This window comes from Paenibacillus wenxiniae (assembly GCF_039822605.1).
In the GTDB taxonomy this organism is placed as follows: domain Bacteria; phylum Bacillota; class Bacilli; order Paenibacillales; family Paenibacillaceae; genus Saccharibacillus; species Saccharibacillus wenxiniae.
Map to the genome: position 1 here is coordinate 108,472 of NZ_JBCGUH010000001.1, position 22,951 is coordinate 131,422.

Sequence of the window (22,951 nt, forward strand, 5' to 3'; positions counted from 1 at the left end):
GTTATTGCCCCGCAACATCGCTCTGCCAGCGTTGATTAATTTCTTTTTGCAAATCGCCACTGTTAAACTGACGATATCCGCCGGACACGCTAGCAAATTTGTTTTGCAGATCTTTGGACATCAAATCCCATTTGATTCCCGGATAGCCGTACATTTTGTTCACAACGATCGCCTGTGCTTCCGGTGTGAGCACATAGTTGAGCAGCTTCTCCGCAGCTACCTTTTTCGCGGACATTTCCGGCATCATCAAGTAAGAAGGTCCACCTGTAAAGGGAGGATTAATCTGTGCCAGTTTCACTGTCGATGGCAGCAACTGCTTGTTCAATTGTTCCAGCGCCATATCCGACCAGGCTGGAATCATATCGACTTCACCGCTTGCTAACAGATCAAGTGTACCCTGATTCTTTTTCGGATATACGCCTTTTTGATACATATAGGGTCCCAGTTGTTTGAGCAGGTTAAAGCCTTTATCCCATTTTTGCGCCATCGATGGATCACTGCTATTCATCGCATCAGCTGGCAGGAAATTGTAGATTGCTGTGTTCACAAAGGAACTGCCCGAGCCGCCTGTAGCCGGGTCATTATAAGCGAAGCGACCTGGGTGCTGACGAATCCAATCGTATAGCTCATCCGCTGTTTTTGGTGGTGAGCTTACACGGGAGCTATCATATGCGAGCACGACAGAAGACGCGCGATAAGGAACAGCCAGATCATTCGCCTGTTTTAGTGCATTGCTGTCTACATTGGAAAGATTCGGAATGGCTGAGCTATCCAGCTTCGCCCAGATGCCCTGACTGCTACCGCGCGTAATATCATCCAGACCGCCTTCATACAGATCCACATCTACGCTTTGCTGACCACTTTGCTTCGCTGCCAGCAGACGATCGACTGCCGACTGACCACCTGTACCGGATGGCAAGTACACCAGTTTAACTTTAATTGTCGGGTTCGCTTTTTCAAATTCAGGAATGAGCGTTTCCCACAGTTCTTTTACGTTAAGTGATCCGCCGGTGTAAAGTGAAATCTCGGTCGTGCCCGTACTGCTGGCACTTGCCGCCTCAGAGCCTGATTTGCCGCTACAACCTGCCAGTAATGCGATACTCAGTACGATCAATACCAGTGAACTCCATTTAACTTTTGTGAACACGTTGGTTCCTCCTCGAATATGGGAAATGACGATAGAAAATAAACATTACATTGCTTTTTTTATCGGAACGAGTGATCAAGTGATCATGACTTTGCTGGCAACAACACCATGTTCTGCACTCCATCTGATGCTGCTGCCTTTACAATATGATGCTATAAAACCTGTACAGTCGGATGTAGTTAAATTGAAGCAAGTTAAAAAATAACGTGATGAACAGCGTACAACAAGCGTTACAGGAGCTGCTCACTTGCTGAATCATGGCAGAACACAGCGGAAAATGAATGAAAGCACAATGAGAATGAATGAAAGCATACTATAGTAACGTTTGCCTATGATGAATATGGTCTATGCTGACTACTACCTGTACCGATTGCTGCTTATAGCAACTTCGGTTTGATTCATCGATCATGCTGCATTTGCGCAACGTATCCAGCGTATCAGCTAGCCATTTATTAATCGCGATAATTCGTTGTTATCATCACCTCTACTTTCTCATACGATCCCTATATAGCCGTTATATGATCGGCATACTCATACAGTCGCTACTTCAGATGCCGCTGTATGACTAACCGTAATGCCTTCTGGACGTTCTGGAAATGCAGTGAATTTACGCAATCCAATTCGCACGGTCTGTCCGCTTAGCAAATGAACCGCCTGCTCGCGTGGAACGAACATTTTAATGATCTGTTCGTCACATACAACCGATATTTCAGCGTAATGACCGAGTACCATTACCTGACGGATCATGCCTGCAAGACTGTGCGGCTCGTCCGTTAAATACACATCCTCCGGTCTTACCGCAATCGTGCATTGTCCCGGTAATAGTGCCTGACCAGACTGCGGCTCCAGTTCTAATGACTGTAAACGAATACGTGCACCATCACTAACGGCTGGAAGTAGATTAATACGACCGATAAAACTAGCGACAAATAATGAGCTTGGACGATCATAAATATCCTGTGGCGTCGATAATTGCTCAATCTGTCCAGCATGCATCACGACAATCCGATCTGAGATCGATAATGCTTCTTCCTGATCATGCGTGACGAATACCATCGTCATGCCTGTGCGCATCTGGATATCACGCAGTTCTTCACGCATCTCCATCCGCAGCTTTGCATCAAGTGCGGAAAAGGGTTCATCCAGCAGTAACACATCCGGCTCCAACAACAGTGCGCGTGCTAGCGCCACCCGTTGCTGCTGTCCACCTGACAGCTCGGATGGATACTTGCGCGCTGCTGGCGCTAGCTGTACCAGCTCCAATGCATCGGTGACCGCACGCTGAATATGTGCTTTTTTATGCTTACGAATATGTAGCCCGAATGCGAGATTGTCATATACGGTCATATGTGGCCACAGATTATAACTCTGGAATACCATTGCGGTCGGTCTTTTCTCCGGCGGAAGCTTGAGTACACTTTGGCCGCGAATGAGAATGTCTCCGCTATCTGGCTCCAAAAATCCACCAATCGAGCGCAGCACCGTCGTCTTGCCACAGCCGGATGGACCAAGCAACGTGACCATTTCGCCGGGCTGCACATCAAGTGTAATATCGCTAACGCCATCGCCTGTTTTGAATCGTTTACTAAGTTGCCGAATCGATAGCTGAGCTTGAGTCATCTGATCTCCTCCTGTTTCTGCACAATGTTGCTTTCTGTACAATCTTTCTTCCTGTACAATCTTGCTTTATATGAACGATCGAATGAATAGGAAGCGTAAAATTATGGCGGCATATAACTGAACGAGCGTGGTAGTAATAAATTCAAATACAGGCATAAATGAAAATATAGGGATGAATGTAAATATCGTCATGAATGTAAACGACAAAATACATGACTAACACTATTGATCAGCACAGCACTATTATTTCACCTGAAAACCTCCTGCCAGCACATCCGCACTGACGAATCGACGCGCAGCCAGCAGTAAAATAATCGTCGGCAATGTTAAAATGACGGAAAATACAGCCCCTGTCGTGCTCGGATAATCCGCAATAATCGAATACATAATGATCGGCATCGTTTTAAAATCCGGAATACCGACAAGCAGTGTTCCCTGTGCTTCATCCAGCGAAGCTAGAAACGTAAAAATCGATGCGACCATAATACCCGGGAATGCCATCGGTAATGTAATTTTCCAAAACACACGAAATGGTCCTGCACCCGCATCTCGCGCTGATTCTTCCTGTGCCCGGTGGACACTGCGAAAGGCAGACGATGGAATCCATGTCATATACATCAATGTGTTGACCATATGAATGAGCACGATACCGACAAACGTATTCATCAACCCGAACTTATAAAATAAGACCGCGATCGATACATACAACCCCATCTTCGGAAAAGCATGAGTCAGCAAAAAAGAAAACAAAAACCAGCGACTCAGCGGAAAGGCAATCCGCGCAAACGCATAGGCTGCCGGAATACAGACGATAATCGAACAAATCGTTACCACCGTAGCAATCAGAAAAGAAAGCGAGATCGATTCCAGCACATCATCCTGCGTCAATACAAATTGCCACCATTCCAGTGACCAGCTCTGCGGCAATGCCGCTGGATACTGCCATTTACCGGATACCGCCAGCAGCAACAAATTTAACAATGGTCCTAGAAAAAAGATAACAAACACAACCAGCACAACAAATTCCATCACTTTCCTCGCACCAAGCGAGCGTAAATACCAGCCCATGACTCCATCCTTCCTATCCGAATTCCTCATATCCTATCCACCAAGTTGTCTAGACGTCTCAATGTTTGCAACTCTGAGTATAAAGACCGTTTATTAGCTCCACATGCGCCGCAATTTATTTTTGTGTAAAGGAAATTTCTGGTTCTACTCACAGCACTGAGCAATCGGCACTATTCCAAAACTGTATCCGTATAACGCTTACATTGCATTGGGCAACCGACATTCGTAACAAAAATAGCCCGATCAGGGCAGCTATATGAACTGCCAAAATCGAGCTATACGTCTCTTGTATTCGTTTGTTATATGACTGACGCGATTTACGCTGGATTTACAATAAAGCTGTTCAAGCATAAAATTGTAAGGATTTTAACTGTATGTATAACTAAAATAACTATAGGTTAGATTCGCTCTATTATAATCTATTGTAGACTTGGAACTGAATAGGTTTTACACGAATGTATTGATTAAATCGAGGAGGCTTCACTTTGAATTTAAAATCTAGCGATTACACAACTTATATCGAAAAATATACACATTATATGCATATTGAAAAAAACTTATCTATGAAATCGATCAAAGCTTATATTTCTGATTTAAGTCGCTTTACAATATGGTTAAAGCAAAATCAATACGATTGTATTACTGAGGATATTATTCATTTGTATTTCACTTCTCTTATTCAAAGCAATACACTCAAAGATTCAACTATTAAAAGAAAGTATATTACATTTAAAAGTTTCTTTGCTTTTATCGCACAAAAGAACTGGATTGCTGAGTCTCCACTCATTCATCTTGGAAAACGATTTAAAACGACTAAACGCATTCCTAAAACACTACCTCAACATGAAATCAAACGCTTATTAACCGCTCCTGAAAAAGAACGATTATCTCGTACAAGTCCATTTCAAGTACGTCTAAGTATACGGAATGATGCGATCATTGATCTTTTATTTTCTACTGGTATACGAATCGGCGAATTGGTGCAAATCCGGTTAAAGGATCTCGACTTGCGTAATCGTTCGATTATCATTTTTGGAAAAGGTCGAAAAGAACGACTGCTGTATCTGTCGAGTTCAGAATTAATCGATAAAATTCAACAGTGGCTAAAGATTAGATTCGAATTTGCTCCTCAATGTGACTCTCTATTTTTGAATAAATATGGACAACGCCTTTCCATTTATGGCATTGAGGACATCTTTTCTAAATATAAACAATTAGCCAAAATTAACACTAGCGCCACACCTCACTATCTACGCCATTCTTTCGCAACTCAGTTACTTGAAAACGGTGCAGATTTACGAGCAGTTCAAGAAATTTTAGGCCATTCCAGTGTGAGTACAACCGAAATTTATACCGAAGTTTCTATCAAACGAAAGCGTACAGTATTGAATAAATATAACCCGAGAAACAAAATAGAGACCTCCAAATAACTATAAATTATTTGGGGGTTATGAAATGAATCTTTTTTATGACAAAATAATGAGTGTACAACCTGAAGGGTTTTTGTGTAATTTCAATAAAAGATGGGATACGCACCTGTCCAATATAAATAAAAAATACATTGATTCTGATCAACTTAGTGGAGGCCATAGACTTAGACCACTCTTATGTGCGTGGGGAGCGTTGGCAGGCAATTATAATTCTGAATACTGTATTAATAGTATACTAGAAGGAGTTTTAGATACTGCCGTTAGTACTGAATTAATACATAAGTGCTCAATTATAATAGACGATATTATTGACGAAGATATTGCTAGAAGAGGAAAACCTACATTTCATGTTGAACATGGAAGCTACGAATCAATAGTCTTAGTTATACAGATGCTAGCATTATCTATTAAAATTCTAAATAACTCTAATAAAGATAGAAAAGCGAATGTAGGTATTTTAAATCAGTCTATTGATCTAATTTCATCAACAATATTCGATATGGCTAAAGGAACCATAGATGAATTATTACTAGATAAAGAAAAAATTTATAAATTCATTGAAATAAAAAAAGTTGTAGATATGCAAACGACTAGTTTAATAAAAAACAGCTTTCTTTTAGGCTATCTTTCCAGCTCTAATCCAATCTCTCAAATTTCAAACTATGTAACTGAAATCGGAGAATTATTAGGATTTGTATTTCAACTGCTTAACGATGCAGAAGTATTTTCTAATAATTCTTTCAATATCAAATATAAAGGTAATTTGAATTTTGATTTAAATAAATTAAGAAAAAATATTATCGTTAGTTATATTTATAATTTTGCAAATTTATCAGAGAAGAAAACACTTCGAAATATCGAAAATTTAGATTTTACTTTTTTAGAGAATTTATATAAAAAATATAATGTAGAAATGTACTTAATAAAGAGAATCAATATTATAAAGAACAACATTATTGAGGATATTGAACAAATATATATCCTCAACGGATGTTTAGAGTGGATTGACGGTATTAAAATCTTTCTGGATTATGTTATGGATTACTGCCTAAAAAGATTAATTAGTGATTAATCTTTTCAGCTATAAAAGGAATAATTTTTACAAATTGTACTGCTATAGTACTAATAGACAAAATTATTGAACTAATAGGTAATTTATTGCTAATAGGATAATCAGGAGATTTTTCTACAGCATGTATCATTTGCAAGTAATCATATACGTCTTGCATTTTTTTGTTTTCATAAGAAATATTAATAAGAAACTCTAATTCGGAAATTGTTTTTCTTTTCAATGTTCCAATTATTTTCTTTATAGATCTGTGTAGCAAATATACGTATACAGGGAAAGCAATAATAATTCCTAATATAATAATTAACCATGTAGATATAAACCAGAAATCACTCTCGACATTCAAAAATTTTTGATTATTTTGTAAAACTATTTGTGAATAGTTAATAGCACCTTTAGGAACTAGTAAAGCATACTCTAAAGAAAACAAAAAACCTAAAAACAAAAATATATTTTGAAATTTTTTCTTTATTATTGCTAATTTTATTAACCATTCACTATTAGAAGGACTAAATATTGTATAGCTTTTTATTTCTTCCACATCTAAATGAGCTATTCTAATAAAAAATATAATGAATGTTACAAAAAGATAATATCCCACTATAGCGAAAAAAAGGGCTAATGCACCGAGACATAACGCATAAACCCCAACGGGATTAAATACTATATATTTCAACTTGAAAATACCAAAAAAATAAAATGCAACTACAATTAAAGAAATTACCAAACTCAAATTAGAGTAAGCCCATTTTTGTGAAATTATTTTTAGCTCCACAGGCTTTGTATTAGGTTCAACTATAATCTTATCGTCATCAAAAAAATTCAACAATTGCCTCACAGAATATAAAGAAATTATTAGTATGGTGATTAAAATACACATATGAAGATAAAAATTATGATACGGATTAAACTTATTAATGATACTACCAATAATCAAAATTAATAATGTATAAAAAATAGTTGTTTTCATGCTAAAATGCTTGATTATTTTTATTAATAGGTCACTTCTAAAAAGAGAAACAATACTCATTACTCATCACACCCCCAAATAATTTATAGTTATTTGACTAAGAATGCTATTATATAAGCCATTAGTCTTAGTACATTATACTCTCAATAAAAAGAAGAGTCTCCACTTTTTTCTTTAAATGGGGACTCTTCCTCGAAAAAATATTCTATTCCTGCTCCCATATCGCTGCCAACTCATCCAGCTCATCAATCGCACGCCACGGCTTCAAGCCAAGCTTATCATCCCAGGCAAAGCTACGGCGCAGGAAAATGCCACGCATCCCTACTTGACCGGCACCCCAGATATCATTAACCGGATGATCACCTACAAATACCGTTTCCTCCCCACTCGTCCCCAGCCGCTCCAAAATCATCTCATACACACGTTGATCCGGCTTTTTGATCCCCGCTTCACCTGATGTCAAAATCACATCAAAATCCTTCTCCAACCCTAGATGCAGCACTTTTCCATATTGAATATTATACGTTCCGTTCGTTAATATCCCCAGACGAAAGCCCTGCTGTCGACATGCAGCAATCGCTTCACGTGCATGCTGCATCAGACGTGCTTCTTTCATATAATGCTCATTATAATAAGCAAACAGATCTTCCACACCCGGCTTTTCTGCCCACGGTAAATGCTCCGTCAATTCCTCGAAAAAGCCCCTTTTCTCCCGATACCCATCGGCATCGGTAATGCGTAAATATCCAATTATATCCCGTGCCAGTGTCTCATCTACATGTCCAAAATAATCACGCACCAGCCGTTCTGAAAATGCCCGAAAGGCATGGTCCCGATCCATCAGTGTATTATCCAGATCGAAAATGACCGCCTTGATCGGCGTATCGCTCGCTTTGGCATCTGTCGATCTGATCTGTTGATGATGTTGTTGCATATTCTCCACTGACTCCGCACGTATTGGTTCTGTCATATGCTCGCTCTCCCTTATCCGTATGCTCGATCTCTCCATATGTATCGCTGGCTACACCCCGTTTATTCTACAAAAGGCAAAGCGACATGGCAATCAGCTATATCACTATTGTCAACTTGCCCTGCTCCTGCTATTGTAGCCTTCACCCCTGCAAAATAAAAAAGCCTGCACCGATGATTGTTAATCGATGCAGACTTAGTATATAACGCTATGCGCTCAAACCGTTTCGTTACGGGTTCGTGTTCGTTACTAATTAGTAATTTATTCTTCATTTCGAATTCGTTACTTCAAATCTTATTCGTACATTCAAACTACATCAAACAATTTATTCTAATTCATTGTAAAACTATTCATCTCCAATTTTATTTTCACTTCATCTTCTTTATTTTTCACTTTATTTTCGATTACGTAAAACAATTTTCAGCTATGCATAGTTATTGCATAGCTATTCATTCTTACGCTCATTTCATCAGTAAATCCTCCGTAAACGATCACTCGTATTTTACAACAGCACATACGAACGATCTTGCTCTTCCTTCTGCTTTGGTAAAATTGCAGGCTCGCGATGGGTGACCATCATCTCCTGATCCGTCACATAAATTGTAAAGTCAGGAAATTCATGCAGATAGCGCTGTTGATATAGTTTGCGACAATCCACTTCAAAATAAGCAGAATCTGTCAATACAGGCAAATGCCCATTATCATTCACATAATCATCTACCGCCCATTGCACACGGTCCAGATGATACGGAATATGGCGCTCGCTTTCGTCAAACAGCTCAAATGTCTCACGAGACAGGTAAAACTTCTGATCGCACGAACCGCCCAAATAACGATGCAAACGACTAAGATCTATACTTCCATCCTCCTGCATAAGTACAGTTCGATTAATTCCATTGCCCATATCACGTTCAAAGCGCAGCACAGCGCTTCGTAATTCATCCAGTGTTACGTGAACAGATGGTAAGCGATCCAATCCCTTTTTACCTTTGTTTTTGAATCGTTCCAGAATAGACATAATTGTCTCTCCTCTCTAGCACATCGTCCGATCAACGTGTGCAGAAAACGGTTACAAACCGATCCGACAAAAGCGACTGCAATTTTGATTTGCTTACTATTATTTTGCTTACTATTATTGTACCGCAATTTACAAAGAATGATGCATATTTTTACAAAGTTTATGCGATTTCAAGCCAATTTGATTCATTTTAGCTAGCTAAACAGGGCGGATGTAGGTATATGCTCGGACACACCTGGTTTAGCATCCCTTTCTCTACTCCTGGTTCGATGTACTTATATGATTTCTGTCTATTGACTGCGTATCCATACGGCTATTGTCGGATAGCAAAACTTGGATCATATAGAGGATCTATCATCCTTATAAAGAAAAGCAGCGTCCTGCGAGTTTTCTACAAATATGGTATGATGAAGAGCAGAACGTTTATAGAATGTATAGAAATGATATGCGGATATGGAAAGGAGATTTACCCTGTATGCAAGATGTTATTATTGTCGGTGCCGGACCGTGCGGATTATCTGCCGCGATTGAATGTGAGCGTCTGGGCCTGAATACTCTTTTAATTGAAAAATATAATGTTGTGCACTCTATTTATTTGTACCCAACGAATATGCAATTTTTTAGTACGGCAGAGCTGCTGGAAATTGGCGATTTGCCGTTTCCTACACCGAATGAAAAGCCGTTTCGTCATGAAGCACTGGCGTATTACCGCCGTGCCGCCCAGCATTACGATTTGAATGTACAGCCGTATACCGAAGCGACAGGTATAGAGAAGCAAGCGGATGGTAGCTTCCGTCTGCATACAGTGAATCGTCATGGACAACAGAATACGTATGAAGCGCGCCGTGTGATCATTGCAACCGGCTATTTTGATCATCCGAATTATCTGGGCATTCCAGGTGAAGATTTGGATAAAGTGACGCACTATTTCCGTGAAGCGCATCCGTATACTGGTATGCGCGTAGCTATTATTGGTGGCAGCAACTCGGCAGTCGATGCGGCGCTGGAAATTGTACGTGTAGGCGCTAAAGTCGATATGGTTTACCGTGGTCATGATCTGTCTGCCAATATCAAATCATGGGTACGCCCGATCTTTGAAGGTCTGGTGATGAAAGGTAAAATCAACCTGCATCTCAATTCCTGCGTAACGAATATTACAGAATCCGAGGTGCATGTCACACGCACTGGAGATGGTTCTGTAGACAAACTGGACAACGACTTTGTGCTGGCCATGACCGGCTTTCGTCCAGATCGCAAGCTGATCACATCGATGGGTGTGACGATGAGTGATGATATGGATAAGCCGCGTTTTGACCCGGATACGATGGAAACGAATATCGAAGGACTGTATGTCGCTGGCGTGATCGCTTCCGGTCGGAATGCCAACGAAGTATTTATCGAAACAGGACGTCGTCATGGCGCGTTGATCGCTCAGCATATTGTGGATAGTCTAACTCCGAAAACACTGGCTGAGTAAGGTTTTCAAACTTGATGGAGCTTGATGATTCGAGAGTACGGAATGACTGCTACAGGTTAACACGCGGTATACTATGCTCGCCTATGATGGGATACTGATTACATTCCATTTGATAATGATTATATTGCATTTAAGGTAAGAATATGTAGTTATATCAACGTATACATCGCCAAGCGAATAGAGCGATTTCAACTACTTTGGAATTTGCTCTGCTTGTCAGCAGGAACAAAATAAAGTGTGAATGGCTGGATGATTAAACCATTTGACGATACACCATGTGGATCGAAATTCATCCTATGCACTTCTTGCTATGTATGCTTTATTTCAGACCGATTATACTTCACACTTCTACGTAATGTCCGCTGGGTTCCGGCGGACATTTTCAGTTCGATATTTCGATATTCCGTTTGATGTTTAGTTTGATATTTCGTTCAATGCTTAGTTTGATGTCTTAGTTTGATGTTTAATTCGATGTTTAGTCCGACTAGATCTGCTAGTAATATCTATATTAGCTGACTCAACATCAACTGACGTTAACGATATGCATATCCTCATTTCACAACAAAGGAGCAATACAAGTATGGCTGCCATTGATATGCCTTCGCTGATTCTGCTTGTAATGGCAGGACTCGGCATTGTGGGTAAAAATACAACCGTTACAATCGCGATGCTCATTTTGCTGCTCATTCGTGCACTTGGCTGGCATCAGGCTTTTCCGTGGCTGGAAAAGTACGGCTTAACGATTGGGATCATTATTTTGACAATCGGTGTGATGACGCCGCTGGCGAGCGGCAAAATTTCCATCGATACGATCCTCTCTTCCTTCCTAAGCTGGAAATCGCTTATCGCTGTAGGGATTGGTCTGTTTGTCGCGTATCTCGGTGGACGCGGTACGATTCTGATGACCAATCAGCCTACACTTGTCGCCGGATTACTGATCGGTACACTGATTGGCGTTGCCTTTTTCAAAGGGGTGCCGGTCGGTCCATTGATTGCGGCTGGACTGCTGTCCCTGTTGATCGGTAAATCTTAATTTGCTGTTGCCGAACACTTACCATATATGCAAACAGACTTTTTGCAAGTTTGCATATATGGCAAGGGAGCGAATATGGTATACTGCCAGTACAGCTTGACCGTTTACACAAACGATCAGGCTAACAACGATGTGTACACGTATGCATTTCCAGGAGGATTCGTCCATGTCCCAGACATTTGTCATTGAAGCGGTAATGATCGCGATTTATGGGCAGCTATTGAACCCGGATAAGCCGGTCAATTATATCGTTCCGTATACAACGATTATGGAGTTATATGAATTTGCGGAAAGTGATGAACCGCTTATGAATACGCCTATCGAAGATCGCGAAGTACGCAACCGGGTTCAAGAGCTGATCCGTTATTTGGAAGAACCGCTCAACAAAAAGAAAATTCAGCGTTGTCTACAAATGCCCTGGTCGCAAAGCGCTGGCATCGTATTCAGCGACAATGTACAAATATCCGTCGTGAATGCGCTGGATAACGCATATTACGGTGAGTCGTTTGATCCGATCGAAACGGAACTGATTTTATCTTCACTGAAAAAAGAAGCGCCGATGCTGACCGACCAGTTTGAGTTGATTCAGCGCATGATCGAAGCGAAAGTGCCTGTGCAGGTATTCGATATTGAAGATTTTGCCTATGCACTGGAAGGCACTTCGCACGTATAATTGCATGGATGTACAACAAAGCTTCCAGATCGCCTGCCTTATACATAAGGCCATGCGATTTGGAAGCTTTGTTTGCGATGCAAAACGATATTGTTCATTTCAACCGTTGGCTTACGCTCTATCATCGTATCTTGCTACATATTCCGGTTCATTCCACATATACCTACCATCGAAGTCCTACTATGCTGTTACCTATACTGTTGGACGATGACGTTCTATACGAAACATGATTTTCGCTGGAATACTCTATACCCATAGGATCTTCTATATGTTGTCCAATGCTCGTCTATGTTATTGATATATTCCATACGTGTATTGATCTTATCTATTAGCAAACGCATTGACGCTACTGACGATCCAGCATACATTTAATGTCATAATTCATATTTAATCGATAGGAATTAAATGAATAATTACAATCTGAGGTGACGCTTATGCTGGAACATTTATCATTTGCGGTGCATTCATGGACAGATACGCTAGAAAGCGATCTGTCGCGCATTCGCCGTCATTTGCATCGTTATCCAGAATTGATGTTTGACGTTGATCAAACGATGCATTTAATTGCTGGCTTATTACGCAAATGGGATATCGAATTGCATGAGCAGGTCGGGCAGCATTTTCATAAAGGTGTTATCGGTATTTTACGCGGATCACAGAAAGGGCCTGTTATTCTGCTACGTGCTGATGTGGATGCGCTCCCGATCCATGAGCAGAATTCAGCCGCCTATGCCTCGGTTCATGAAGGAATAATGCACGCCTGTGGTCATGATGCGCATACAGCGATGCTGCTTGGTGCCGCTAAGGTACTGGCAGCCGAACGCGAGCAGTTGCACGGAACGATTATTTTTGCGTTTCAACCGGCAGAGGAAGGCGCGCAGCCTTCACCGCTCGATGGACGATTGATTAGTGGGGGTCGCGATCTGATTGAGGATGGCATATTAGACCAGGTCGATCAGGTATTCGCACTGCATGTATGGCCGCAATTGGAAACAGGACAGCTCGGTATCCATAACGATGTGGCGATGGCAGCATCCAGTCATTTTACAATTACCTTTCATGGTACACCCGGTCACCATAGCACGCCCCATCTTGCTTCAGACAGTATTATGATGGCGGCACGCTTTATTAACGATATTAAGCTGTTTATGGCAACTCAGATTGATCCGTTGGAAGCAACCGTATTATCATTCGGAACATTGCACGCTGGCACTGTAAAAAATGCGATCGCTGGTCAAAGCGAGCTGACCGGCACCTTTCGCTCCTTCCATTCACAAACGGTAGAACGTATCACTTCCGCCATCCAGCATTATGCGGAACAGATTGCCGCGCAGCATGGTGGCACCGCCGAGATTGTACAGCGTACAGGCACCGTGCTGCGTAATGATCCGGCTGTCTTACAGCAAGTGAAGGAAGCGGCAGCAGAAGTATTCGGTTCAAGCGGTATTCAGCGATTAGAGCCGGTGCTGGCGGGCGAAGATTTTGCACTGTATACAGAGCGACGTCCGGGAGCCTTTGCTTTTATCGGCTGTCGTGCACCGGATCAACAGGAGGTCTATCCACTCCATCATCCACGCTTCGATATCGATGAACATGTACTGTTGCTAGGTACACGCCTGCATGTGCAGTTTGCCCGAAGCGCCTTATCCCCTATCTCTTGTCAACGAAAGGATGAATCCGATGCGTCATTCCGTACCTAAAACAGTTCCATACTATACTTGGAGCAGCCTGTGGATCAGCTTGCTTGCAATTGTTTTGATTTTATCCGGCTGCGGTTCCAGTGCAGGTACGGGCACCGAATCTGCACTGGCTGCAAATGGCGGAACCGGCGGTACACTTACGTATGCGCTGGCAACGACGCCAGATACGCTTGATCCGCAGCGCAGCGGCTGGGCAGTATCCGTGCGCGTATTTGGCAATATTTATGACAATCTGGTCGTGCAGGATAAGGACGGTACCATAAAGCCCTGGCTGGCAGAAAGCTGGACAGCATCCAAAGACGGATTGAGTTATACGTTCAAATTACGTAAAGATGTCACCTTCCATGATGGTACACCTTTTAACGCAGCAGCTGTCAAATTCAATCTGGATCGTATTATTAATCCAGCAACTAAAGCAGCCAATGCACTTGCCCTTATACAGCCATATCAATCATCCAATGTGATTGACGATTATACAATCAAAGTCAATCTGTCGCGTCCATCGCAGGCATTCCTTGCCAATCTGAGCCAGTCGATGCTGGGCATCATCTCTCCGACCGCAGCCCAAACATACGGTGAGCAGTTCGGACAGCATCCTGTAGGTACGGGTCCATTTGAATTTGTGAGCTGGGAAGACAATGCCAGCATTAAGCTGAAGCGTAATGATCGCTATGCATGGGCACCCGAAACAGTGAGCAATCCGAAGGCACCTCATCTGGACGAGATTACATTCTCCATTATTCCAGAGGAAGCTACCCGTGTTGGCAGTGTCCAGAGTAAACAGGTACTCGCCGCTGAAACCGTTCCACCGCAAAATATACTCGGCTTACAAAACAGCCCCGATCAGCAATTGTTGCAGACCGATACACCGGGCTTACCTTACACGCTATTTATTAATCAGCGCAATGCTCCGTGGAACGAGTTAAAAGCACGTCAGGCCTTGCAATCAGCTATCGATGTGGGTGCCATTGTCAAAACGCTGTATCTCGGAACCTACAAACAAGCATGGTCTGCACTAACTCCCGGTATTTTAGGTTATGATGCCTCACTCGAAAATAAAATCCAGCCGAATGTGCAGCGAGCCAATCAACTGCTGGATGAATTGGGCTGGACACGCGGTGCGGATGGCATTCGGGTGAAGGATGGCAAACGACTTGTGCTACGCTATGTCGACGGTTCACCCAATCGTGAAAAACGCAATGATATTGCCGCTATGGTGCAGCAGCAATTAAAAGCCGTCGGTATTGAGGTACAGGTAAACATTACGAAAGATATCGCTACTGTCGTCTTTCAAAACAAAGCCTACGATCTGTACGGCAATAGTCAGGTGAATGCTGATCCGAACGCGCTGTCTGCCTTTTATCACACCCCGACTGCTGGTGCACGCGAAACGCTGACAGGCTACTCTGATCCGCAGCTTGATACATGGCTGGAAGCAGGCGCTGTGACCAAAGATTCTACTAAGCGTGAACAGATATACCGCCAAATTCAAGAGCGGATTAGCGATCAGGCGCTCATTGTTCCGGTGTACATTTTCCCGTATACCGTTGTCGCTTCCAAAAGTGTGCAGGGTCTAAGTTTTAACTATCTGGGGTATCCGGTCTTCAATGACGTGAAATTAACAGGAACAGGAGGATGACCATGCTTCGTCTGGCAGGAATCCGCATCATTTCGTCCTTACTGGTCGTGCTGGGATCATTGATACTCGTATTTGCTATCTTTTATCTACTGCCAGGCGATCCGGTGTTGTCTATGATTGATCCCACGTATGCTACCGCGGAGATGATTCAAAATTTGCGGGTACAGCTAGGGTTGGATCAACCCTTTTACATTCAATTCTGGCATTATCTGAGTGGCATTTTACGCGGAGATTTTGGCGTGTCGATGCTGAATTCAGAGCCTGTATTGCCCAAAATTTTAGCTCATTTTCCGGCAACTCTAATGCTTACGCTAACGAGCACGCTGATCGCCGCAGTCATTGGGGTTACACTCGGTGTGCTGTCTGCTGTACATCGTAACGGCTGGATTGATGTGCTTGCTCGCATTATCGGATTGTTCGGTATTTCAATGCCAACCTTCTGGTCAGGCATTCTGCTGATTCTTATCTTTTCTATTCAGCTCGGCTGGTTTCCGGCGATAGGCTCTGATGGCTGGCAGACGCTTGTCCTCCCTTCCATCGCACTCGGCCTCGTCGGTGCTGGCTTTATGATTCGTATGGTGCGAACGAGCATGCTGGAAGTGATCAATGAACCGTTTATTACGACCCTCCGCGCGAAAGGCATTAGCGAGAAGGTCATCATGTACTACCATGCATTACGCAACGCACTGATTCCGATCGTTACAGTGGTCGGGTTGCAGCTTGGTGAAATGCTGGCAGGCACAGTCGTCATTGAGACGGTCTTTTCCAGACAGGGCATCGGGCGTATTCTTGCGGATGCGATTATGGGACGCGATATTCCGGTTGTGCAAGGTGTCGTCTTTTTCACAGCGATTGTGTATGTGCTGATTAATCTGATTGTGGATCTATCGTACACCTATATCGATCCGCGCATCCGCCGCTCCACCTGAATTATGTAGCGGATACCCTATTAGCAGCATCAGTCTAAACATAGACCGGTATACGACCAATCGAATCCAAACAGGAGGGTTGCAGATGAAAGCTCTATTCGGTACTGCTGCCGTGAATCGGCGCGATGCTACGAACCGTGCTGTACAAACCGAAAGTCGCGGCTGGAACAGGCAAAAGCGACAGCAACGTATAAGTCTGCTGCTGGCTGGACTTGCCTCGGCACTGGTTGCGTTACTGATCGTATTTGCGTTCATTCCGCAATGGATCGCGCCCTATTCGCCTACCGCTATGATGACAGATCGTATTTTGCAGCCGCCTGGAGCCGCCAACTGGCTTGGAACGGACTATTTTGGTCGCGATATATTAAGTCTGGTCATCTACGGTACACGAGTTTCCTTATTGATAGGCTTTAGCTCGGTTGTTGTCGGCGTGCTTGCCGGCGGCGCACTCGGCGCATTGGCAGGCTATACAGGCGGCTGGACCGATACGATTATGATGCGCATTATGGATATTTTGATGACGATTCCAGGTGTATTGCTTGCGCTTGCTATTGCCGCAGCATTAGGGCCGGGTTTGCCTAATATTGTACTGGCGATTGCAGTCGCTTCCATTCCCGGCTATGCACGGGTAATGCGCGGTCAGATCGTCGGGCTTCGCACACGCGGTTATATTGAGTCAGCACGCGCGCTTGGTGCTTCGAACTGGCATATTATACGTCGCCATATTTTGCCCAATGCTGTATCGCCTGTACTCGTTATGGCAACGATCGGTCTGGGCAGCTCTATTTTGACCGGAGCAGGTCTTAGCTTTCTCGGTCTGGGAACGGTGAGTGAGATTCCTGACTGGGGAGCCTTGCTATCACAGGGGCGTGGCTATTTGACCGTGGCATGGTGGATATGTACATTTCCGGGATTGGCGATTACGGGCTTTGTACTGGCGGTAAATCTGATCGGAGATGAATTACGCGACCGATTTGACCCGCGTGTTGGAAAATAAATAAGCTCTGCGAGCGCAGATGCTGTGTATACGCTAATCCCTCTCTGCTCTGTCTATATACCAAAACAAAAGCGGTGCGCACTTTAGGTGCACACCGCTCTGACTTGTTCATGATCTAACTTGCGATTCAAACCGCTTATGATTCTGGAATATATGCGTAACGAATATCGTCTTCATGATCCATATATTCTACATTCAATCGATAGCCGTTCAAATACCACATATCCTGAGATTCCATATAGAACTGAATCCCTTCTGTCTGCTGCTGAAGTGCTGGACTGATCGGTGGTTCTACCGAAATACCGAGCGAAAAACCTGGATGAATATCACTATTACTGCTATAGCGGGCGTAAAAGCGAATCGCATCGCCCTCCTTCAGATCAAGCTCTTTCTTATACCAGCGTGCTGCTTCATCGGAAACTGCAATGGACATTATTGATCCCGCCTTTCTTTACGTTTCATTCCATACATGGAACTGACATCCAACACATCGTAAAGTCTACACATGCAAAGGTCTTGGTACCCTATACCCTCAACATGCCATTATTATATCATGCTCGCCATAGATTCGTCATAGCTTCATGCAAGTAGGACAGGTGCAACACCGTATGTTAGCCAGTTTTCGCTCAAACAGCGACTATGATTCGTTATCCGCATTTTCAATGGACATAACTGCAATATAGATGATCTGTTATGTAAACTTTTTTAACTCCACACGGTAAAATTCAATTCATCCTCTCAAAAATTTGTTACAAAATAGATAACTTTTTGATTGACAACGTAAAAAACGCAGTGCTACAATCAGACACAGGCAAGTGATAATTTTCAAATTATTGCCATCTGCCACTATTCTAAGAAGAAAGGGTGAACTCCATGCGTCCAATGATGATCGTACATAACCCCGCTGTTGATTTTGATTCTAACGGACAACTTAAAAATGGAGCAACCCGGCAGATGGATATCCTTCTTCAAGGTGATTGGAACGACTAACTACACCTGACAAGTATCCACTGGAGATTATTCGCGCGGTTGCTCACAACCGTGCGCTCATATGACGTCCAAATAATAGGACACGTCGTCTGCTTTTGCACACGACGTGTCTTTTTTTTGGTTGCTGCATGGGAAGGATGCCCGAAGAGCAAGTTTGGAACAGCAAGTTGAAGCAATGAGAGGTAACATGGTGCATGTAACCGTTGCACCGGAAAGGTAGTGATAATATGTTCGCTGTTTTAAAAAATCTCGGCTGGTTTTTCCGTCGAGAACGCAAGAGGTATTTGATTGGAATTATTATGCTGGCGGTTGTCGGCGTGATTGAACTCGTTCCGCCAAAGTTGTTAGGAGAAGCAATCGACCAGATTTCTGGCGGTACCATTTCCTATCAATCGCTTTTTTATTACTCTGGAACGATTGCATTAACGATGGTACTCATTTACGGAATTACCTACGTATGGATGCATAGTCTGTTCGGCGGCTCCAATCTGGTAGAACGTCTGCTGCGTACACGCTTTATGGCGCATCTACTGCGGATGACACCTCCATTTTTCGAACGCAGTCGTACCGGTGATTTGATGGCACGGGCGACTAACGATCTTCGCTCAGTTGCGCAAACGGTCGGGTTCGGTATGCTGACACTAACGGATTCAACGATCTATCTGTTGACTGTACTGTTAGCGATGGGCTTTCTGATTAGCTGGAAACTGACGCTGGCGGCTATTTTGCCACTGCCCTTTATCGCCCTGTCGATGGCGATTTACGGTAAAGTCATTCATTCACGTTATACACTGGCTCAGGATGCTTTTGGTGATATGAATGACCAGGTGCTGGAATCGATCGCCGGTGTACGTGTCATTCGCGCCTATGTACAGGAACGTCAGGATGAGAAACGTTTCGAGCATATTACGAACGATGTATACCGCAAAAATCTAGCGGTCGCGATGGTGGACGGATTGTTCGAACCAACGATTCGATTGTTCGTTGGACTGAGTTATATTATCGGTCTCGGTTATGGAATCTATCTTGTATTCCACAATCAACTGACACTAGGTAATCTGGTTTCTTTTAACATTTATTTGGGCATGATGATCTGGCCGATGTTCGCAATCGGTGAATTAATCAATATTATGCAGCGCGGTAATGCTTCGCTGGACCGTGTTAATGAAACGCTCGCTGTCAAACCCGATGTCGAAGATATCGATGAACCATTCGCGGTGAAACGTCCAGATCGAATCGAATTCAAAGATGTCGTGTTCCGTTATCCAACCTCTACGGTCGATAATTTGCAACAGGTTTCCCTTCGCATCAAAGCTGGCGAAACGCTGGGCGTGGTCGGTCGTACCGGTAGCGGTAAATCGACATTACTCAAACAACTACTGCATGAATATCCAGCTGGCAGCGGTACACTTAGCATTAACAGCGTGCCGATCCAGCATATTGCAAAGGATCAGCTACATAGCTGGCTAGGATACGTACCGCAGGAGCAAATTTTGTTCTCACGTAGTGTGCGTAACAATATTCGCTTCGGCAAATCAGATGCTACTGATGAAGAAGTGATGGCGGCGATTCGTACAGCCGCATTTGATCAGGATTTGCACACTTTCCCAGACGGTTTGGAAACGATTGTCGGTGAGCGCGGTGTTGCTCTATCCGGTGGACAAAAGCAGCGTGTCTCGCTGGCACGCGCCTTTATTTCCAATCCGGAAATTCTCATTCTGGATGATGCTTTGTCCGCAGTCGATGCTAGAACAGAAGCCCGTATTATTGAAAATATCCGCACCGAACGGGCAGGCAAAACGACGCTGATCGCCACACACCGGCTATCTGCTATCGAGCATGCTGACCATATCGTCGTGCTGGATAAAGGACGAATTATTGAAGAGGGAACACATGCTGAACTGCTGCAAGCAGATGGCTGGTACCGCGAGCAATATGAGCGGCAGCAAGTATCGGATTCCCTTGATGAGGAGGTGTCTTAATCGTGGAGACACAAGATTTGAATGAACAGCCGATGACACGGCTGGATAATAAGACGATTACGAGGCGATTGTACCAGTATGCATTACGTGCTAAGAAGACATTCATTGTCGCTCTAATCATGCTGGTCATCGGCGTCGGCGCAGAACTGGCTGGCCCGTTTATCGCCAAAAATATTATCGATAACCATATGTTTGCGATTGAACAACCCTTTTATGAAACGACTGCTGGCGATGCTAATGCTGCTGCGTATAATGGCAAATTCTACAAACGTGAAGGCTTGTGGACAGCAGGTGCAGCCAAAGGCGCCGAAGCACATGTGGTGCAAAGTGGCGCTGGCTTTTATTTTGTAAACGGCCCAATGCGTAATACAACAGGCGAAAAAACGTATGCAGATGGCAAACTGACTGTACGTAGCCAGCAAGGGGAACAGGCTGTCTATGCGGCAGTGCCGCTGGCAGCTAGTGAACTGTTTTCCTTTTACAAGCCAGAACTGCCGAGCATCTACAAGTTGATTGGCCTCTACTTTATCTTTTTGCTCATCTCGATCATTACCGAATTTGGTAAAACATACTGGCTGCAATCATCAGCCAACAAAGTAATTCAGCAGCTACGTATTGATCTGTATGCGCATATTCAGCGCTTACCGGTGCCGTTTTTCGATAATCTGCCAGCAGGTAAAGTCGTATCGCGGGTAACGAATGATACGGAAGCGGTCAAAGACCTGTTCGTTGCAGTTCTATCTAACTTTAGTTCGGGTGCTGTGTATATGCTTGGTGTGTACGTTGCCCTGTTCATTCTGGACTTCCGACTCGGCCTGGTCTGTCTGTTCCTTGTGCCCGTTCTGGTAGCATGGGTCGTTGTGTATCGTAAAATTGCAACGAAGTACAACAAAATTATCCGCTCACGTCTGAGTGAGATCAATGCGATTATTAATGAATCGATTCAAGGCATGTCGATCATTCGTATTTTCCGCAAACAAAAGCAAACACAGGATGAATTTGAACAGCTTAACAATGACTATCTGTTCTATCAAAATAAAATGCTGCGTCTGAACTCGTTAACGTCACACAATCTGGTTAACGTACTGCGCAATCTGACGCTGGCGATGGTGCTCTGGTACTTCGGTTCCGCTGCACTGGGCGGCTTTGACAGTGCGATCTCGCTCGGTGTACTGTATGCATTTGTCGATGTACTCGGACGCCTGTTCCAGCCGATGACCGGTATGGTCAATCAACTGGCTGCACTGGATTTATCGATGGTATCGGCTGGTCGTGTATTTGAACTGATGGATGAAGAAGGCGAAGCGGTAACTGATGGCTCAATGCCTCGTTACAAAGGGGATGTCAAGTTTACAGATGTGACATTTGCCTATAAAAAAGACCCTGTCTTGAAAAATATCAATTTTGAAGCAAAACAAGGTCAAACTGTTGCACTGGTCGGTCATACCGGCTCAGGCAAAAGCTCGATCATCAATTTACTGTTCCGTTTCTATGATCCGCAGCAGGGCACCATTACAATTGATGGACAAAGTGTACGTGATCTGCCAAAGCAATGGATTCGTCAGCATATGGGGATCGTATTGCAAGATCCGTATCTATTTACCGGCACGATCGCATCCAATGTAAGTCTCGACAATGAACGCATTAGTCGGGAGCGATTAGAGCAAGCACTGCGTGATGTAGGGGCAGAGACTATTCTAGCTGATCTGCCAAAAGGTTTTGACGAACCAGTCGTGGAAAAAGGCAGCACCTTATCTGCCGGACAGCGCCAATTGATCTCCTTCGCTCGTGCACTCGCTTATGATCCAGCGATTCTCATTCTGGATGAAGCGACAGCGAATATCGATACGGAGACCGAAGCGTTAATCCAATCTGCGCTGGAAGTGCTCAAACGCGGCCGGACTACCTTCATCGTCGCACACCGTCTTTCGACTATTCGCAGTGCAGACCAGATTCTGGTACTGCATCGTGGCGAAATTGTCGAGCGTGGTACGCATGACGAACTGATGCAAATCGATGGTCGCTATCGTCAAATGTATCAGATGCAGACGGGAATTGGCTCGAATGCGGTATTGGATGGCACCGAGCGTGCGGAAGATCGTGAAGTGCCTGTACCAGCAGGGCTGGTTGGACGCACGACATAAGCAAGATAGAATTTGGAGTAGTTCAAAGGAATGAAGAGGAATGAGTAGCAATCCCGAGGTATGAATTGGCATGCCTCCTTCCTCTTTCTATGTAA

Annotated in this window: 18 protein-coding genes; 11 read left to right on the top strand and 7 right to left on the bottom strand. The window is 43.7% G+C overall.

Going from position 1 to position 22,951, the window contains the following annotated elements; all coding sequences use genetic code 11:
* Window position 1 precedes the first annotated feature (1 nt).
* The 3 genes from AAHF22_RS00445 to AAHF22_RS00455 form a co-directional block, all read right to left on the bottom strand.
* Window positions 2–1,147 carry an extracellular solute-binding protein gene (locus tag AAHF22_RS00445; protein ID WP_347323004.1) on the bottom strand — a complete coding sequence of 382 codons (1,146 nt, stop codon included), beginning with the start codon at window positions 1,145–1,147 and terminating at the stop codon, window positions 2–4.
* A gap of 531 nt (window positions 1,148–1,678) precedes the next feature.
* A complete protein-coding gene (locus AAHF22_RS00450; protein WP_347323005.1) occupies window positions 1,679–2,767 on the bottom strand; it encodes an ABC transporter ATP-binding protein in 1,089 nt (362 codons plus the stop codon).
* A 243-nt stretch (window positions 2,768–3,010) separates the two neighbouring features.
* On the bottom strand, window positions 3,011–3,835 hold the full coding sequence (locus tag AAHF22_RS00455; protein WP_347323006.1) for an ABC transporter permease: 825 nt from the start codon (window positions 3,833–3,835) through the stop codon (window positions 3,011–3,013).
* A 485-nt stretch (window positions 3,836–4,320) separates the two neighbouring features.
* Between AAHF22_RS00455 and AAHF22_RS00460 the strand changes: the two genes are divergently transcribed.
* Window positions 4,321–5,265 carry a tyrosine-type recombinase/integrase gene (locus tag AAHF22_RS00460; RefSeq protein WP_347323007.1) on the top strand — a complete coding sequence of 315 codons (945 nt, stop codon included), beginning with the start codon at window positions 4,321–4,323 and terminating at the stop codon, window positions 5,263–5,265.
* A gap of 25 nt (window positions 5,266–5,290) precedes the next feature.
* A complete protein-coding gene (locus AAHF22_RS00465; RefSeq protein ID WP_347323008.1) occupies window positions 5,291–6,337 on the top strand; it encodes a polyprenyl synthetase family protein in 1,047 nt (348 codons plus the stop codon).
* Here AAHF22_RS00465 and AAHF22_RS00470 read toward each other — a convergent pair.
* From AAHF22_RS00470 to AAHF22_RS00480, 3 genes are all read right to left on the bottom strand, one after another.
* Window positions 6,327–7,364, bottom strand: a complete 1,038-nt coding sequence (locus AAHF22_RS00470) for a hypothetical protein (protein WP_347323009.1) — start codon at window positions 7,362–7,364, stop codon at window positions 6,327–6,329. The two genes, AAHF22_RS00465 and AAHF22_RS00470, sit on opposite strands and share 11 nt — an antisense overlap.
* A gap of 145 nt (window positions 7,365–7,509) precedes the next feature.
* Window positions 7,510–8,274: an HAD family hydrolase gene (locus AAHF22_RS00475; protein ID WP_347323010.1), complete on the bottom strand. Its 765-nt coding sequence runs from the start codon at window positions 8,272–8,274 to the stop codon at window positions 7,510–7,512.
* 502 nt (window positions 8,275–8,776) lie between these two features.
* Entirely contained in the window at window positions 8,777–9,292 is a 516-nt protein-coding gene (locus AAHF22_RS00480) for a DUF3939 domain-containing protein (RefSeq protein ID WP_347323011.1), read from the bottom strand.
* Window positions 9,293–9,767: 475 nt separating this feature from the next.
* Between AAHF22_RS00480 and AAHF22_RS00485 the strand changes: the two genes are divergently transcribed.
* The 7 genes from AAHF22_RS00485 to AAHF22_RS00515 all read left to right on the top strand — a co-directional run bounded on the left by AAHF22_RS00485 (window position 9,768) and on the right by AAHF22_RS00515 (window position 17,740).
* Window positions 9,768–10,769 carry a YpdA family putative bacillithiol disulfide reductase gene (locus tag AAHF22_RS00485; RefSeq protein WP_347323012.1) on the top strand — a complete coding sequence of 334 codons (1,002 nt, stop codon included), beginning with the start codon at window positions 9,768–9,770 and terminating at the stop codon, window positions 10,767–10,769.
* 589 nt (window positions 10,770–11,358) lie between these two features.
* Window positions 11,359–11,802, top strand: coding sequence for a DUF441 domain-containing protein (locus AAHF22_RS00490; protein ID WP_347323530.1), 444 nt, complete (start codon window positions 11,359–11,361; stop codon window positions 11,800–11,802).
* A 166-nt stretch (window positions 11,803–11,968) separates the two neighbouring features.
* The gene (locus AAHF22_RS00495) at window positions 11,969–12,475 is read left to right on the top strand and encodes an ADP-heptose synthase (protein ID WP_347323013.1); all 507 of its coding nucleotides are present in this window, start codon (window positions 11,969–11,971) and stop codon (window positions 12,473–12,475) included.
* 434 nt (window positions 12,476–12,909) lie between these two features.
* The gene (locus AAHF22_RS00500) at window positions 12,910–14,175 is read left to right on the top strand and encodes a M20 metallopeptidase family protein (protein ID WP_347323014.1); all 1,266 of its coding nucleotides are present in this window, start codon (window positions 12,910–12,912) and stop codon (window positions 14,173–14,175) included.
* Window positions 14,156–15,814 carry an ABC transporter substrate-binding protein gene (locus AAHF22_RS00505; RefSeq protein WP_347323015.1) on the top strand — a complete coding sequence of 553 codons (1,659 nt, stop codon included), beginning with the start codon at window positions 14,156–14,158 and terminating at the stop codon, window positions 15,812–15,814. Before AAHF22_RS00500 ends, AAHF22_RS00505 begins: the two co-directional genes overlap by 20 nt.
* A 2-nt stretch (window positions 15,815–15,816) precedes the next feature.
* Window positions 15,817–16,743 carry an ABC transporter permease gene (locus AAHF22_RS00510; RefSeq protein ID WP_347323016.1) on the top strand — a complete coding sequence of 309 codons (927 nt, stop codon included), beginning with the start codon at window positions 15,817–15,819 and terminating at the stop codon, window positions 16,741–16,743.
* 85 nt (window positions 16,744–16,828) lie between these two features.
* Window positions 16,829–17,740: an ABC transporter permease gene (locus AAHF22_RS00515; RefSeq protein WP_347323017.1), complete on the top strand. Its 912-nt coding sequence runs from the start codon at window positions 16,829–16,831 to the stop codon at window positions 17,738–17,740.
* A gap of 136 nt (window positions 17,741–17,876) precedes the next feature.
* Here the strand turns inward: AAHF22_RS00515 and AAHF22_RS00520 are convergent, their stop codons facing one another.
* Window positions 17,877–18,173: a HesB/YadR/YfhF family protein gene (locus AAHF22_RS00520; protein ID WP_322904061.1), complete on the bottom strand. Its 297-nt coding sequence runs from the start codon at window positions 18,171–18,173 to the stop codon at window positions 17,877–17,879.
* Window positions 18,174–18,957: 784 nt separating this feature from the next.
* On the opposite strand from AAHF22_RS00520, the gene AAHF22_RS00525 reads away from it, so the two are divergent.
* The gene (locus AAHF22_RS00525; protein WP_347323018.1) at window positions 18,958–20,712 is read left to right on the top strand and encodes an ABC transporter ATP-binding protein; all 1,755 of its coding nucleotides are present in this window, start codon (window positions 18,958–18,960) and stop codon (window positions 20,710–20,712) included.
* Window positions 20,713–20,744: 32 nt separating this feature from the next.
* Window positions 20,745–22,856 carry an ABC transporter ATP-binding protein gene (locus AAHF22_RS00530; RefSeq protein ID WP_347323531.1) on the top strand — a complete coding sequence of 704 codons (2,112 nt, stop codon included), beginning with the start codon at window positions 20,745–20,747 and terminating at the stop codon, window positions 22,854–22,856.
* Window positions 22,857–22,951: the final 95 nt, after the last annotated feature.

What these genes read in the sequence shown, in the direction of transcription:
- AAHF22_RS00520 (WP_322904061.1), bottom strand. Translation starts at nt 18,173, where the DNA reads ATGTCCATTGCAGTTTCCGATGAAGCAGCACGCTGGTATAAGAAAGAG.
- AAHF22_RS00470 (WP_347323009.1), bottom strand. Translation starts at nt 7,364, where the DNA reads ATGAGTATTGTTTCTCTTTTTAGAAGTGACCTATTAATAAAAATAATC.
- AAHF22_RS00510 (WP_347323016.1), top strand. Translation starts at nt 15,817, where the DNA reads ATGCTTCGTCTGGCAGGAATCCGCATCATTTCGTCCTTACTGGTCGTG.
- AAHF22_RS00450 (WP_347323005.1), bottom strand. Translation starts at nt 2,767, where the DNA reads ATGACTCAAGCTCAGCTATCGATTCGGCAACTTAGTAAACGATTCAAA.
- AAHF22_RS00505 (WP_347323015.1), top strand. Translation starts at nt 14,156, where the DNA reads ATGCGTCATTCCGTACCTAAAACAGTTCCATACTATACTTGGAGCAGC.
- AAHF22_RS00475 (WP_347323010.1), bottom strand. Translation starts at nt 8,274, where the DNA reads ATGACAGAACCAATACGTGCGGAGTCAGTGGAGAATATGCAACAACAT.
- AAHF22_RS00485 (WP_347323012.1), top strand. Translation starts at nt 9,768, where the DNA reads ATGCAAGATGTTATTATTGTCGGTGCCGGACCGTGCGGATTATCTGCC.
- AAHF22_RS00455 (WP_347323006.1), bottom strand. Translation starts at nt 3,835, where the DNA reads ATGGGCTGGTATTTACGCTCGCTTGGTGCGAGGAAAGTGATGGAATTT.
- AAHF22_RS00515 (WP_347323017.1), top strand. Translation starts at nt 16,829, where the DNA reads ATGAAAGCTCTATTCGGTACTGCTGCCGTGAATCGGCGCGATGCTACG.
- AAHF22_RS00480 (WP_347323011.1), bottom strand. Translation starts at nt 9,292, where the DNA reads ATGTCTATTCTGGAACGATTCAAAAACAAAGGTAAAAAGGGATTGGAT.
- AAHF22_RS00530 (WP_347323531.1), top strand. Translation starts at nt 20,745, where the DNA reads ATGACACGGCTGGATAATAAGACGATTACGAGGCGATTGTACCAGTAT.
- AAHF22_RS00465 (WP_347323008.1), top strand. Translation starts at nt 5,291, where the DNA reads ATGAATCTTTTTTATGACAAAATAATGAGTGTACAACCTGAAGGGTTT.
- AAHF22_RS00525 (WP_347323018.1), top strand. Translation starts at nt 18,958, where the DNA reads ATGTTCGCTGTTTTAAAAAATCTCGGCTGGTTTTTCCGTCGAGAACGC.
- AAHF22_RS00500 (WP_347323014.1), top strand. Translation starts at nt 12,910, where the DNA reads ATGCTGGAACATTTATCATTTGCGGTGCATTCATGGACAGATACGCTA.
- AAHF22_RS00495 (WP_347323013.1), top strand. Translation starts at nt 11,969, where the DNA reads ATGTCCCAGACATTTGTCATTGAAGCGGTAATGATCGCGATTTATGGG.